Annotated in this window: 11 protein-coding genes; 3 read left to right on the forward strand and 8 right to left on the reverse strand. The window is 45.6% G+C overall.

Annotated elements, in window-relative coordinates; genetic code table 11:
* Positions 1 to 49 precede the first annotated feature (49 nt).
* The 7 genes from trpD to LEP1GSC060_RS12540 all read right to left on the reverse strand — a co-directional run bounded on the left by trpD (position 50) and on the right by LEP1GSC060_RS12540 (position 9,931).
* Positions 50 to 1,060 carry an anthranilate phosphoribosyltransferase gene (trpD, locus tag LEP1GSC060_RS12510; protein ID WP_003005094.1) on the reverse strand — a complete coding sequence of 337 codons (1,011 nt, stop codon included), beginning with the start codon at positions 1,058 to 1,060 and terminating at the stop codon, positions 50 to 52.
* A complete protein-coding gene (gene pgsA / locus LEP1GSC060_RS12515; protein WP_003005301.1) occupies positions 1,035 to 1,781 on the reverse strand; it encodes a CDP-diacylglycerol--glycerol-3-phosphate 3-phosphatidyltransferase in 747 nt (248 codons plus the stop codon). Before pgsA ends, trpD begins: the two co-directional genes overlap by 26 nt.
* Entirely contained in the window at positions 1,778 to 3,097 is a 1,320-nt protein-coding gene (gene rimO, locus LEP1GSC060_RS12520; RefSeq protein WP_036096362.1) for a 30S ribosomal protein S12 methylthiotransferase RimO, read from the reverse strand. The genes pgsA and rimO overlap by 4 nt, the downstream gene beginning before the upstream one ends.
* 6 nt (positions 3,098 to 3,103) lie before the next feature.
* A complete protein-coding gene (locus LEP1GSC060_RS12525; protein ID WP_003005250.1) occupies positions 3,104 to 4,213 on the reverse strand; it encodes a helix-turn-helix domain-containing protein in 1,110 nt (369 codons plus the stop codon).
* A 20-nt stretch (positions 4,214 to 4,233) separates the two neighbouring features.
* Positions 4,234 to 4,944 (reverse strand): LolA family protein, encoded by a 711-nt coding sequence (locus tag LEP1GSC060_RS12530; protein WP_230458332.1) that lies wholly within the window; start codon positions 4,942 to 4,944, stop codon positions 4,234 to 4,236.
* Positions 4,945 to 5,320: 376 nt separating this feature from the next.
* The gene (locus LEP1GSC060_RS12535) at positions 5,321 to 8,227 is read right to left on the reverse strand and encodes an FtsK/SpoIIIE family DNA translocase (protein ID WP_036096398.1); all 2,907 of its coding nucleotides are present in this window, start codon (positions 8,225 to 8,227) and stop codon (positions 5,321 to 5,323) included.
* A gap of 567 nt (positions 8,228 to 8,794) precedes the next feature.
* Positions 8,795 to 9,931: a hypothetical protein gene (locus LEP1GSC060_RS12540; protein ID WP_003005135.1), complete on the reverse strand. Its 1,137-nt coding sequence runs from the start codon at positions 9,929 to 9,931 to the stop codon at positions 8,795 to 8,797.
* A 240-nt stretch (positions 9,932 to 10,171) separates the two neighbouring features.
* On the opposite strand from LEP1GSC060_RS12540, the gene LEP1GSC060_RS12545 reads away from it, so the two are divergent.
* From LEP1GSC060_RS12545 to LEP1GSC060_RS12555, 3 genes are all read left to right on the forward strand, one after another.
* Positions 10,172 to 10,456, forward strand: a complete 285-nt coding sequence (locus LEP1GSC060_RS12545; protein WP_036096365.1) for a hypothetical protein — start codon at positions 10,172 to 10,174, stop codon at positions 10,454 to 10,456.
* A 135-nt stretch (positions 10,457 to 10,591) separates the two neighbouring features.
* Positions 10,592 to 11,803 (forward strand): Lcl C-terminal domain-containing protein, encoded by a 1,212-nt coding sequence (locus LEP1GSC060_RS12550; protein WP_036096367.1) that lies wholly within the window; start codon positions 10,592 to 10,594, stop codon positions 11,801 to 11,803.
* Between the two features lie 75 nt (positions 11,804 to 11,878).
* Positions 11,879 to 12,814, forward strand: coding sequence for an LIC12353 family lipoprotein (locus LEP1GSC060_RS12555; protein WP_003005330.1), 936 nt, complete (start codon positions 11,879 to 11,881; stop codon positions 12,812 to 12,814).
* A 255-nt stretch (positions 12,815 to 13,069) separates the two neighbouring features.
* Here LEP1GSC060_RS12555 and LEP1GSC060_RS12560 read toward each other — a convergent pair whose 3' ends face one another.
* The gene (locus LEP1GSC060_RS12560) at positions 13,070 to 14,248 is read right to left on the reverse strand and encodes a DJ-1/PfpI family protein (protein ID WP_036096400.1); all 1,179 of its coding nucleotides are present in this window, start codon (positions 14,246 to 14,248) and stop codon (positions 13,070 to 13,072) included.
* Between the last annotated feature and the right edge of the window lie 126 nt (positions 14,249 to 14,374).

Below are 14,374 nucleotides of genomic sequence, written 5' to 3' on the forward strand. Positions count from 1 at the left end.
CTTTCCTGTTCGGTCTTTTTTGTCAAATTCATACCAGTATTTTTCCCGTTTACGCTTTGGAAATTAAATCTTCGAAATACTTTTTTGTTTTTCCGGAAAGAAGAGCTTCCCAAGCGATTTTGTAACCTTGTTCGATCGATTCCGTCTTCCCCATCACAAAAAGTCCCGCGCCCGTGTTTAAAGCGACCGCGTGAGTTCCCGCAATCGGTTCGGAGTTCAAAACTTTTCTCGCCAAGTCCTCCGCGTGATCGCTGGAAGAAGCGTAAACCTCCTCTCTTTTTAAGGAAGAAAGTTCGAGGATCTTAGGATCGAAAGAATGACGACTGATGATGCCGTTCTCTAAAAAAGTATAATCGGTAATCTGAAAGATGGAAAACTCATCCAAGCCGTCCCTGGAGTGACAAACCAAGGCGCGCTTTAAACCCAGGGACTGCAAAACCTTGATGAACAGTTCCATCAGTTCCGGTTGGTAAACTCCGATCATTTGGAACTGAGGAGAAAACGGATTGGAAAGAGGACCGATCATGTTGAACACGGTTCTAAACCCGAGTTCCTTGCGGACCGGACCCGCGTATTTCATGGAAGGATGCCACATCGGAGCGAACAAAAACGTAAAACCGCAGTCGATCAGATGCGCTTCCACTTCTTCCTGAGTCGTTTCGGTTTGATACCCCAGTCGGGTGAGAATATCGCTCGAACCGGTATGAGAGGATACGGAACGGTTTCCGTGTTTTGCGACCTTAATTCCCAAAGAAGCCAAGGTGATCGCGGACAAGGTGCTGATATTGAGGGTGCCCTGCCCGTCTCCCCCGGTTCCGCAAGTATCCAAAAGATCAAAGGGAAAAACCGTCTTGGGTCGGAGCGCGTTTTTACGCAGAGCTAAGGTGCAGCCTAAAACCTCGTCCGCCGATTCTCCATTGGCCCGCATCGCGGTTAAAAACGACGAAAGGAGAACTTCCGAAACTTCTCCTTTCATCACGTGATTCATAAAGAACTCGGCTTCTTCGGCGCTGAGATGTTTGCGGTCGATGAGTTTAAGAACGGCTGCTCTTGGTTCCATTTTTTTGAAACATCCTTTTGAGATTGGAAGGTGTTAGAACTTTGCTGTTGGAAAAAAGATAACGAATTCCGGAAATCACAGTGATCGCCGTGGTGACGAGCATTCCCCAATACGGAACAAACGCCCCCAAGCCGAAGATCACGTCCCCGAGTCCCGCGTTCTTATCCAGGTTTTGAAAAAAGTAGATCGCGTTGCCGGTCGCGATTTCAAACACGGTGAGACCGCCCGCCTTTCCGGAGGCGTACGCCTCGTTGATCAAAATCCGTTTTTTACTCGAAACCAAAATAAAAAATACGAGGATGAGAACGATGGCTCCCATCTGAAACACGGTCTTAACCTTACCGAGCATGGAGGTTCGGATCGACTGACCTTGACGGATCGCCAGATAACGAAGACTTGTGATGAGCATATCGCGTCCGATGATCAAACAAACCATCCAGAACTCGATCTGTTCCTGCAAAAAGATAAACGTAACAAAACAACCCGTCACGATGATCTTATCCGCCAGAGGATCCAGAAATTTACCGAACTCGGTTTCCTGATTCCACTTCCGGGCGAGATAACCGTCGATCAGGTCGGTGAGGGACGCCGCGGAAAAAAGTATAAGAGCGGCGATATGATATTCCAGTTCCTTTTGAAACAAAAACCAAACAAAAAAAGGAACCGCCGCCACTCGGAGCATCGTAAGAATATTAGGAATATTGAAAATAGCTTTGTTCATTGGGAAATCCAGGTTCCGTTCATATCGTATTCGTAAAAGGAATCGATCCGCACTTTTCCGATCGTACCGGGAATCAGGGAAACGTCGTCCACATACACGACCTCGTCCATTTCGGGAGCGTCCTGAAATCTGCGTACGACTGCCTGACCGTCTTCGACCGCGTCCACGATCGCGTCGTAGGTTTGACCGATTCGAGATTCGTGAATTTCCTCCAAGATCCCCAGATGAAGGTCCCGGATGAGATTGATTCGTTTGGATTTTTCTTTTTCGGAAACGGTTTGTTTGAGTTCCGCGCCTTTGGTTCCTTCCTGTGGGGAATAGGAAAATAAGTTCACTTTTTCCGGTCTCGTCTCTTCGATAAAACGTAAGATCCTGTCCACGTCCTCGGGTTCCTCTCCGGGATAACCGATGATAAACGAAGTCCGGATTTCCAAACCGGGTTTTACTTCTCTGGCGAGAGAAAACAAATCCTTGAAGTTGGAACTTTCTCCGGAACGGTTCATGGCCTTTAGAATTTTGGAGGATACGTGTTGCAAAGGAGATTCCAGATACGGAGCGATTTTCGGAGTTTCACCCATCAAACGGATCAGCTTTTCGGTTTTTTTATCCGGATACAAATACAAGAGTCTTAAAATTTCCAGGGAATCGATCTCTGCAACCTTTCTGACCATGTCGATTAAAACTTCGGAATCCTTTCCGTAATACACGGTGTCCTGAGAAACCAAACAAATTTCCTTGGCCCCCGCGCGGATCGCACGGTCCGCGTCTCTAAGAATTTCGTCCAGAGGAGATTCCCGAAACTTACCTCGAAAAGAAGGAATGATACAAAAAGAACAACCCCGATTGCAACCGTCGGAAACTTTTACGTACGCGTACGGTTTGGAATAGTTTTCGATTCCGGAGGATAGTTTCCATCTTTCTAATAAACTATCGTTGAACTCTCGCTTGAGAGGAGAAAGATCCGGAAATTTTTCCCGAAGAATTTTACCCGCCTGCGCGTATTGGCCCGTTCCGAAAAACAAATCCACTTCCGGAATTTCGGCGCTGATATTGTCGGGATACCTTTGTGCAAAACAACCCACGACGACCAGTTTTTGACGATTCTGTTTTTTAACCTGAGCCGCGGAAAGAATCGTCTGAATCGTTTCTTCCGTAGCGGATTGGATGAACGTACAGGTGTTGATGAAATGAAAGTCGGATTCTTCCGGAAGCGAGGCCGGAGTAAATCCCTCTTCCAAAAGAGAATGATGCATGCTCATAGAGTCCGCGGTGTTTTTGGGACAACCGAGAGTGGTGATGTAGAACTTCTTTTCCAAAAAATCCTATTCTCCCAACTCCTTGATGATGGACTGAGTGCTATCATAAGGATTCTGTGTTTTTACGAAAATTTTCTTCACGAGTTTTCCGGGACGTCCCAAAGTGATTTTGGGTTTTCCGTTTTGAATCATCTCCACCGCCGAACCGTCTCCCACTTTCAATTCGAGACGATCCTTGGCTTCCAGACTTCTGGTTTCCCCAGCCTGAACGAGACCTCTAAATCCCATCTGACCGTCGATGATAAGTTCCGCGTAACTTGCCTTATTGAAAAACAGAGTCACTTGGATGGGAACGTCGCCTAACGTTTTCGTGTTGTCGTTGTTGTTTTCCTGTTTTTGTTCCTCGTCGCTTAAAGTTACGAGGACCTTCGCGGAATTTTCGGTCACGGCTTGTGCGATGATCCGAACGTTACGTCTGAGGCTGGAAATTTCCGGAATCGTATAACTCAGAACCTTTTCCTGACCTTCGTTCAATCGGAATTTATATACGGTGAGTTCGGGATAAACGTTGAAAGCGAGGACCGCGGCGTTTAACGCGCCTCCTTTTTCCACGGAGTCGATGAACAGTTTACACTGTTGATTGCTCACGGAAAAGCTCACTCCTTTATCGGGTGTAAGAATGAAGGACTCGCTTCTGTTTTCCGGAATCGATCGGGAAAGGAAATCGATGTTTTCGGGGATATCCAATTTTTTGCCGGATTCTTCCACCGCGTCGTCCTCGGAAGAAGGGCTCATAAAACTATCGATAATGAGATATGCGGAAATCAGAATGATCAATACGGATGCGATCGTAAAGATCTTGTTTTTATCCAGATTGATTTTCGTATAATACGAAGCGGTCGGGCGAGTCAGTTCTTCGAGGGGCGCTTGGGATTCTTCGATTTTTTCTCCCCGGTATAAGTTGATCAGTTGTCCCGTGTCGAGTTTGAGATAACTTCCGTAATTCTTCAAAAATCCCATGGTGAACGTTTCTCCCGGAAACTGGGAATAATCCTCGGTCTCGAGCGCGAGAATGTATTTCACGGAGATGTTCGTTTCTTTGGCAACGTCCTTGACGCTCAGTTTTTTTTCTTCTCTCGCTTCGCGGAGAATCTGTCCTACTCTTTTCTGATTCAAAGTTTCGCTCCTTCTAGGACTTATTGTTCCGACACAAGCGGGTTGTTTATGATTTTTGCATTACCGCCGATATGAAAGTTGAACTGACCGTCCTCCAAATCCGGATTGATTTCCAAATTGGAAAATTCGATCGTAGTTTCCTTTCCTCTTCCGTCGCTTGCGACCGCTTTCTGAATGAAATACGTTTGTGCATCCACGTAAAGAAGCATGGTTTCGAAACCGCCGATTTTTTCCCTTTGTTCCAAGTTGAGAACGAAGTATTTGCGTCCGTCTTTGGAAGAAGTTTGCGGTTGTTCGATCGAGTCGAATTTATAATGATACTTCCTAAAAATCCGAGAAAGACCCTCGTCCGTAAAACTGGAAAAGATCGGTCCGGATTTATTCGATTTATTGAGTGTTAGATCCTGTTTTCCGACGGCATTCAGACGGGCGATGTAGATATACAGGGTTTTTCCGTCGGAAACGATCTCGTCTCCGGACGGATCGCTGAATTGATACCGGATTCTTCCGCCTTTTTTATAAAGACAAACCCCTCTCATATTCTTACTCTTTTTATTGGATACGGTTTGGATCTGAAAATCGGCCTTGTAGGAACTCAGATCGCTGAATTTCTTCTTCACCTGTTTGACAACTTCCGACGGAGAATTCCAGTTATGCGTGGGTTGAGCCAGGAGAGAAAATTCCGAGGCGAAGAATAAGATACAAAAAAAAAGAATGATTGTTTTTTTCATGAGAAAAACCGGATCTCCCGGGATTTTTTTACTAAGATCGAACGCCTTGGGAACCTTGTCACTTTCTAAAATTGGGGCCGAACCCGATCCGTCGAATTTTGATTCCAAGACGATTTCGTTCGAAGGATTGCCCTGCGTGGCTCTCTTTTGAAAGCACAACTGGAAATCCGGACTTAGAAAAAAGCGGTTTTAGCAAAAACCGCAAGCCCGGGTTTTGGAAAGCGGCCGCTTTGAGAAACTCGTCGGCGATTCCGTAAAACGACCCTTTGCCGAGCGGCATCTTTACAAAATTCTTTTTTTCACCCTACAAGTTATGCGGAAAAGTTCTCAAGGTTAAATCAAAAAGTTTGATTGTAGTTTCCAGGAAACGATCCCATCAACCGGCTTTTAAAATCTCTCTGCCTTTCGAACCGATTTGAGGACTGACGTAACCCCGTTCTTCCATCAACTCCATCAAACGCGCGGCCTTATTATAACCGATGCGCATTCTCCGTTGCAGATAACTCGCGGAAGCCTTACGATCGGTCCGAACGATTTCCCAAGCTTGTTCGAAAAGTTGCTCGTCCTCTTCGTCCACTACCGAGTTTTCCGAGTCCTCGTCCAGATCGAAATCCACATAGGAAGGTTTGCCGAACTTGCGCGCCTCTTCCACGATCTTTTCGATCTCTTCTTCCGAAACGTAAGGGGATTGGATTCGAATCAAATCGGCCGCAGTCGGAGACTTATAAAGAAAATCCCCTTTGCCTAAAAGAGATTCGGCGCCGTTTTGATCCAAGATAATTTTAGAATCCGTTTTCTGAGCCACATGAAAAGCCATACGCGCGGGACAGTTGGCCTTGATCAAACCGGTGATCACGTCCACGGACGGACGTTGTGTCGCCATGATGAGATGAATTCCCACCGCTCTGGATTTTTGAGTGATTCGGGTGATCGCGTCTTCGAGATCCTTACCGGAAACCATCATCAGATCCGCAAGCTCGTCGATGAAGATAACGATATACGGCATCTTTTTGTAACCGTCCCGATGCGCTCCTTGTTCCACCTTTTCGTTATACGTTTTAAAATCTCGGCACTTGAGTTTGGAAACGGAATGATAACGCGCTTCCATTTCTTGAATCGCCCAAGCCAAAGCGCGGGTCGCCTTTTTCGGATCGGTGATGACCGGCATCAAAAGATGCGGGATGTCTTCGTATAAAGTAAGTTCCACCATCTTCGGATCGATCATGATAAAACGAACTTCTTCCGGAGAAAGATGTACTACCAAGGAGGAAATCATGGAATTCAAACAAACCGATTTACCCGAACCGGTCGTTCCCGCCACGAGCAAATGCGGAAGTTTATTCAGATCGATTCCGATCAACTTTCCGGAAATATCTTTCCCGATCAAAATGGAAAGATCCTTTTTAGGACGAAGGCTTAAGTTTTGATGAAGGATATCGCCGAGAAACACGTCCTCTCTGATGCTGTTCGGAACCTCGATCCCGATGGTGGACTTGCCCGGAATCGGAGCCACGATCCGGATATTTTTCACCGCGAGATACAAACGAAGTTCGTCCGCAAGAGAAGTGATTCTTCCGAGTTTGACACCCAACGGCGGAGTGAGTTCGTAACGCGTGATGATCGGACCTCGTTCCATCGAAACCACTTGAGACTCGTACCCGTATTGACGTATGATCTCTTCGATCTTACGAGCCACCTTATCGGACTCGATCTTAAACAATGGATCTTGAATTTTCGTAGTAGTCGTTTTTAAACTCTTAAGAGGAACGTGATAGATGGAACGTTTGGATCGGACTTCGGGAACGAGAGTTGTAGGCGGAAACGGTAAAGCCGGTTCGGGTTTTTCTTCCTCATTGGCCGAAGAAAAATTCGAGGGTAGATTGGAAGTATTGACCGAAGGAATATCCTGCGATTTTGAAACGTCGAGTTTTTCGGAAGAAATTTCCTTTCGAGAAAATTCGGAACTAACGTTCTCTTCGTTGAAGGATTTCTCCCCGTCGTCTTCCGGGGAAAACTCCTCTCCGTTTTCTTTTGAATCCGAAGAAACATGGGCGTCGTCGTAAAATTCGTCTTCGAGTTCCGAATTTTCAAACGCCTCTTTTTTTTCGGACGAAAAACTTTTTTCGTCCCGTGTTTTTTCCGTTGGGACAAAACGATCCTTTTGATTCCATTCCTTACTCGGATCCGAATTATCGAAATCGGAGGAACTCGTTTCCATCGGGAAAGGAACGACTAACGTGATCGGCTGTTCCTTTTCGGACGAAATATTAGAAAAATCGGAAGTTCTAAAGTCTATGATCTCCCAACTGGAAGACGTTTCTTGAAATTTTTTTTCCTCTCGGATTTTTTCCGCAAGAGAAGTAGAAACGGATTGAAAACGAAAGACCTTACCCTGTTCTTCGAAGTTCCCGGTAAAAGCTCCCTGATTTTGAAAACGAATCCGAGAAGTTTCCGGAGTCACCATGGAACTCGCATCCACCTTCGATAATAGGTCCGAAAGTTTTCCTTCCTTTCCAAAAGCGGAATGAAGCGCGTTTTGCAACGCGGAAGTTTCCGTTTGAGCGTGTTTGTGCGAGTTCATCCGTTGATACGACAAACCGTAGGGTTGTTCCCTAAAATCGGTTTCGCCCGTGTGAGTGTAAAACCAAGGAGGATTGGATTTTTTTCTTTGAAATTTTTCCACCGCCGATTGAAAAAACGATCCGAGATTTTCTCCGCTCTTTCCCAATCCGTGCCGCAATCCGTTCTTGTAATTGGCTCCCGCGGTTCCGAGCATTCTCCCGATAAAATGGAGCGGCGATTCGTTTAACAAAAGTATTAAACCGTAAAAGTAAAACAAAAGATGAATGAGAATTTTACCGGTCGACCCGAAAACAAATTCCAAACCGGAAGCAAGGAGTTGTCCCGTAAAACCGCCCTGGGACGCAAACGGAATCGTAGAAACGTGTCCGATGATTTGAAGGGTTACGGTAAAACACAATAAAAATACGGGAAGAGAGAGGAGTCGGTTCGTAAGTTCAAATCCTTCTTTGACAAGTCGAAGCGACCCGAGACCGATCGTCAAAAGTCCGGGTAAAAACGAAGCCGCCCCGAACATAAAAAACATTCCGTAAGAAAGATAAAATCCCAGTCTTCCGAAGAAGTTGTGCTCGATTCCTCGTTCTCCCGCGTCGAAAGATCCTAAGGAAAGAGTCAAAATGATCCCGGCAAAGAGTAACACGTAAGGAAGAATCATCTTCCCGTTTTGCAAATTCCAGGCGGGTTTGAGGTCTTTGGATTCCATGTTATTTGTATCGGAAAGCGCTCTGAAAAAGAAAAGAGACTTAATTGGCATTTTTAGGAAGAGAAATTCAATCGGAGTTTCGGTGAGAGGTTGGGGTTGTAAGGACCGATTCTGCTAGGTGTTAGGAAGAGCGAATAGTCCCAAGCCGGATCCACAAGCAGCAAAATAAAGAAACGTAATTTAACGTGAGCAGGGCCGTAACCAATGCGAAAGCGATGGAAGCGGAGTCAATAAATTGAAATGAAGAAAGAATTTCTCTTTTAGAGCGATCTATCCATTTGTTGATTGGAGCGAAATTAAGAAACTCAATCTCGCTACGCGAAATAAGTCCAGCCCCAAAAAAACTAAAATGGCACTGCTCCCTAAGGGTCGCAGCGCCGGGGCTGGATTCGCCCAGATTTTCACCGCAAACTCACGTTACTTACAAGTTGTCCGTGTTTCCTTCTTTGTGTTTCCTTTCTTTAAAAATGAAAAATCGGGCTTAGAGATCTTTTCCCCAAGCCCGATTATCTTTTGAGAATTGAGAGGATATTTCAAATAAAACTTTTCAAACGATCAAAGATCAAATCAACCCGGATGACTTTTACAAAATCCTTCGGGGATCGTATATTCTATAATCTTTTTGTTGTACTCGTTATTTTGCACGTTCGATTCCTGAATCCAATTTCCACGATTGACCCTTAGATCAAAGGTATGTTTGCCTTCCATATAATAAGAATCCACATTCAGATGACCGATCGAAAGTGTTATCGTAACCGTCTCGCCCGGTTGTATGGATTCGAGCCCGACTCCATTTCCCCAAGTTCCCGGTTCGATGGATTCGATTTGGGTACCGCCGTTCTCCCATCTTTCACTCCTCACGTGCAACACGTTGAAGAGACCGACATCCAACCTTTTCGGACTGGGTCCTTGTCCGATATTTTTGATCTCGGCCGTGACATACATCAGAGGTTTACCCGCTCTGCATTTCATTCCGCTCGGATAAATCGATGCGCGTGGAATGATCAAATCCGGCAGCGGTTCGGAAGTTTGAACCGTAATCGGAATACAGACCGTATTATTTTGTTCATTCGATTCCGCTACTTTGGATCCCGCGTCCACTCTTGCACAAAGATTGTAATCACCCGGAGGAACATTTTTAGGAATGATATTGGACCCTTCGCTCACAAAGGCAAGAGCTCCCGAAAATAAATCCGGAGTATGGCTGATTCTCCCGCCGCCCAATAAAACGTCTTCTTTAAAGTCGGGGAAATAAGGAGCGTATCCTTCCGGTACGAACGAATCCTGAGAAAGAATCAGATCCACCATATAACCTTCGTTAGCTGGATTACTTCCGTTCGCAAGAGTACCTCCGAAGTTCGCAACTTGGACTTTCACTTTTTTAGAAACGTCTTCTCCCGGTTTCACTTCTACTTTTCTCCCACCTGGGATGAGATAAACCGTAAGGTCGGATAAGGATCCGTCCCCGCTTGCCTGCTGGGAATTCGAAATCGTTTGTATATTCGTTCCCTGAGAATTTTCCCAGGTTTCCCCCTCTCCCATGGCAGCAGCCGGACCAATCGCAGTCGTAGTGAAAGATTGTTGGGAATTTAAAAGCGACAACAAGGCCGAATTGTCTTCCTGTTTCCCTCCACAATACGAACTTAAACATAGAAGAATGAGAACGTTTGCCCCCGTTATCGTTTTCCGTAAGAATTCTTTCATTTTGTATCTCCTCAATTTACTGGCGTTTACGAATCTAAATAAACTACCTTTCCTTTACTTCTGAGCCAACGAAAAGAACTCAAGTTATAACTTAATGCGGAAACAAAGGGAAAAAGTAGATTTATTTTGAAATGATTCCTCTGAAAGAAGGTTTTGAAGACGATTGGGAAAGTGCGAACCGTTGATCACGTTAAAAGTAAACTGAAAAGAAGGCAATCCCCTGGATGAACGCCACAAATCTTGTCAATAAAATCACCGAGGTTACGCGCCGAAATCCACGAAACGATCAAGATCACAGTCCTCGAGTCAAGATTCGGTGAATTGTCGGAACTGATCGACTTTCTGAAACACCATCTCAATCCTCATGTCGATACAGAACACGGAACTCCCCCAAATATCGACGGGAGATCGCCAATCGGACCTATACAAAACGAACCGCTTTTTACGGGTTATCGTTTGGCGGAAGATACGATCGCCTTAGCCCATAAAAGTCTTCCATTCCGGTTGTATGGGCTTTTTAAATAGTTCATATTTTAAATATAAACACTAGTTTATTTTATTAATATCGTACGATAACATGAATTGTATCTATGATATCTCTAAGTTAAAATCAATCCACATTCATCCGGAATGATTTAAGGTTTTTTGCGAAGAGGTTCCATGAATCGAAAATTCACGTTTTTATTTTTCTCAATCCTTCTGGCTTCAAAGTGTATCGCTCACCCACCCTCCAAACCCGAACCTCCATTGGCAATGCTCCAGCACTACTTAGCCCCCCATGCAAGTGAAGTCGAGGAGCCTCAAACACCGATTGTACCACCTACGGCAACATCGCCCGGCCCTCTCTTTAGTTTAGGTACAATCACAGATTCCGGGCAAAACCAATGTTGGGATGCCGCAGGGATACCCTTGGTATGCAATGGTACCGGACACGACGGGGCATTTCCGGATACGCCAAGCGCCCGTTCCTTTACAGGTCCCACACAACATTCTCAATATCTAACGGATTATACTAGCCTCGACAATGTAAAAGGTTTAACCTGGAAGAGTTGCGCGGAAGGCCAAAGCGGGCCGACCTGTGCGATTGGCGCCGGTGCGGCAACCAATACAGATTGGAACACGGCGACGCTCGGAGGTCCGGGAACTTGTTCCGGCCTGAACGCTCAAAACGGAGGGAACGGTTACGCGGGTAGAACCGATTGGAGGATTCCGGAAGTCAAAGAACTGCTTAGCCTCTTCCATTCTTCGAATGTACCCCATTTGGAAAATGTACAGTTTCCAAACACCGATCCAGCTAACGCTTATCTGACAAGTACCCCTCCCCCATTCGATGGGACATCTGTTTGGGTAGTGGATTTCCTATCGACAGGATTGCCGATCTCATCTCGTCCCAAAGCCGGTGGTGGCGGTTTTTTACGTTGTGTATCCGGAAACCCTCCCCCCGCCTTCTCGTTCCAGGACAACGGAAACGGAACCGTTACCGACCGAAATACGAATCTGCTCTGGTCGAAATGTGCATTAGGAAAATCGAATGTAAATTGTACCGCCGGAGTTTTATCCTTCGGAAACCAACAATCGGCATTCAACGGGTGTAACGGCTTAAACAGCGCCGTCCCACCATTCCCATTTGCCGGACGAAACGATTGGAGATTGCCCAACGTCAACGAACTTTTAAGTATAGTGGATCATTCCGGTGCGGGAAATCCGGCCGTTCCCGCGGTCTTTTCCAATTTTGCGTCCGGCACATTTTGGACGTCCACGACCGACGAGACAAATCTAAACCAAGGGTTAGTGATCAATTTCAATGGCGGCTCCATATCCAGTATCGCAAAGACTGTCGGGGCCAACGGGATTTGTGTGACAAACCGATGATTCTCTTCTAAAAAAGTCGTTAAAAAGATACTTTACCCCTACAAAAGAAATCGGATTCTAACATTCGGGACTTTTATGGAAACAAGGATCAAATACATTCTTATTTTATTATATAGTGTTTTGTTTATCGATTGCGGCGCAAACCTCAGAGGAAAACCGATTCCCCCAAATCCGGATCTGGCCGGATTTTATCTTTCTTCCGAAACGACTCAATGGGCCAAAAGCGACAAAATGAAAATCGAAACATTGAGCATCTTCCCGAAATCGAACGGGGATCTTTCCTTCGAAAGAAAAACCATCGTGAGACTCAGCTTTATCGCCAGCGAAAATAGGGAGGAATGGAGGATCAGAACGGGTGGAATCGTAACCAGCGAAAACGAAATCCTTTTACAAGAATCTCTCTATCAAGAATTTCACCAGCCTCACATGGGGGCCAGAGAATCCGATCCGAAACGTTGGAAACTCAGCGAAATGGGAGCGGCTTCTAAAGTGAGAGAAGTCGGCAACGCGGCTTTAAGCGCAAGTATTCTCGGAGAAATTTCTCCCGACGGAAGGACTTTAAAATTTTCGAATATGACGTTTACTAAGATCGGAGACTCGTTTCAAGGAAGAATTTCGACTCAGGTAAATCAAAAAAACGTAATGATCGATAACGAAATCGCGGGTGTCGTTTTTTATGAGAGAACCGAAGACGGCACGGGACAAATCGTATCCGTTTTTTCAAAGACGGAACCGATCAAACCGGGGATGACTTTTTTTGTGGGAAAAAACCAGGTTCCGTGTAAGGTTGTGGAAGTTTTTCAACAGTCCGTCGTCTTGGAGCCGTTCGACGGTAAAAAAATTCTTTCCGTATCCGTCGGGGATCCGGTAATCCTAAAAGGAAACGTAGATAAAAAAGCCGTAAACAAAAGAGCCACAGCGGACGAACTCATTCGTAAACTCAAATCCGACCCGAACATAAACAAGGAAGAACTCATCCGGGAGATCGAAAAATTAAAGAACGAAAGATAACGTTTTTTACGGACCTTTATCAGATCGCGAGCCGATTTTAGTTATGAAATTCGCGAACTGCGGAGCGACCCAGGAAACTCAGTGAACGCCTTCCTATGGGTCGGCGCCCAGGGAGCGAACGCGTCTGAGTTTCTGATTCGCCCAAGATTTCAACCGTCGAACTCACGTTAAGAAGGATTGTAAGTTTATGATCCAAGTAAATCGTTACAACGAAAATCGGCCGCATTCCATTTAAGGTTTTAACAAGTTCTAAATTTAAAATCGCGGATACTCTAAGATGAGGGCGACAAAGGCCGCGGTGGAACGTCCGTAAAGTTCGCTGATTTCCGCAAGAGTGCGGTCGAGTACGATCACGGCGGGTGTGGAATCGAACGTAGGCAACATTCGATCCAAAGAACCGGCTCGATCGAAAACCCGATCCGGAATCAGACTCAATCCGTTCAGAGTCGGAATCGTTTCTCCGGAGGAAGCGACCGAAAAAGCCTGGGAACGATAAGTCCTCGAATACACATCCGCAACCAAGGCCAACTTGATCTCGTCCACTCCGGAAAAAACCGGTATTCCTATCTCTTCATGAGACCAGAAAAATATCGTATTGGAGACGACCGTATAAATCGAATCGATTGTTAAACGAAATCGGTTGCTATCATGAATCGGACTCCAATCGGTCACTCCCAATTCCGCGGCAACTTTGAAGGCGCGATCCTTACCCGCGATCGCTTCCACCAATGCCAAAGAAACCGGGATCGAAGCGGTTACGGCGGTCGTTGTTACGATCTTTTGATCGACCACATACCGTCTGTTTCGGATCCACTTCGTATCCTTGAACTTTTTTTCCAGATCGTTCAACGAATACCAGAAACCGGTCGCTCGTTTTCCTTTCAACAAACCCGCATTTGCCACGACCCAAACTCCGTCGCAGACTCCGATTACGGTTGCGCCCTTGGACGTTTGCCCGTTTATCCATTTCAAAAGGACCGGATTTTCCGAATGATGAACGGCGGGAACAACCACATAGTCCGCACCCGTAGGAAATTTTTTATCAAAGGAAGAAATCGATTCTTGAGGAATCATCTTCAGAGCCGGATAAAGATCCATCGGAGCCGCCGAAATTCCAAGGGTATATACATCGGCGGACTTGGAACGAGCCAGAACCCCGTAAGGAATTATATAATCGGTAAGTTCCGTCATATAATTATCTCCGATCACCGCAACCACGGGACGAGTCCTTCCGAAACGTTTTTGATAGACAGGAATTTTTTCGAAACTCTGCGCGGTTTCCTCCGGAGCTGTTACCGGAAAGCCGGGTTTTATAGCTTCTGCGGATGCGGACCGCGATAAAACAGCCCATACGAAAAAATGAAAAAGAACGCGCATTAGAATTTTAGAATATTCTTGAAGGATAAAAAATGATTTTGATGAAATTGTTTTCATATCCATATCTTATACCGCTCTGAAACTTCGATCGTTATCCGCATGTATAATATCTTCCTGATGTGCATCCTATCCTTAACCGGAAACTCGGCGTATATGTGTCGAAAAGTTTAAGAAAGATCCCTA

The organism is Leptospira weilii serovar Ranarum str. ICFT (assembly GCF_000332415.1).
Lineage (GTDB): Bacteria > Spirochaetota > Leptospiria > Leptospirales > Leptospiraceae > Leptospira > Leptospira weilii_A.

What these genes read in the sequence shown, in the direction of transcription:
- LEP1GSC060_RS12530 (WP_230458332.1), bottom strand. Translation starts at nt 4,944, where the DNA reads ATGAAAAAAACAATCATTCTTTTTTTTTGTATCTTATTCTTCGCCTCG.
- pgsA (WP_003005301.1), bottom strand. Translation starts at nt 1,781, where the DNA reads ATGAACAAAGCTATTTTCAATATTCCTAATATTCTTACGATGCTCCGA.
- LEP1GSC060_RS12555 (WP_003005330.1), top strand. Translation starts at nt 11,879, where the DNA reads ATGGAAACAAGGATCAAATACATTCTTATTTTATTATATAGTGTTTTG.
- trpD (WP_003005094.1), bottom strand. Translation starts at nt 1,060, where the DNA reads ATGGAACCAAGAGCAGCCGTTCTTAAACTCATCGACCGCAAACATCTC.
- LEP1GSC060_RS12535 (WP_036096398.1), bottom strand. Translation starts at nt 8,227, where the DNA reads ATGGAATCCAAAGACCTCAAACCCGCCTGGAATTTGCAAAACGGGAAG.
- LEP1GSC060_RS12560 (WP_036096400.1), bottom strand. Translation starts at nt 14,248, where the DNA reads ATGAAAACAATTTCATCAAAATCATTTTTTATCCTTCAAGAATATTCT.
- LEP1GSC060_RS12550 (WP_036096367.1), top strand. Translation starts at nt 10,592, where the DNA reads ATGAATCGAAAATTCACGTTTTTATTTTTCTCAATCCTTCTGGCTTCA.
- LEP1GSC060_RS12540 (WP_003005135.1), bottom strand. Translation starts at nt 9,931, where the DNA reads ATGAAAGAATTCTTACGGAAAACGATAACGGGGGCAAACGTTCTCATT.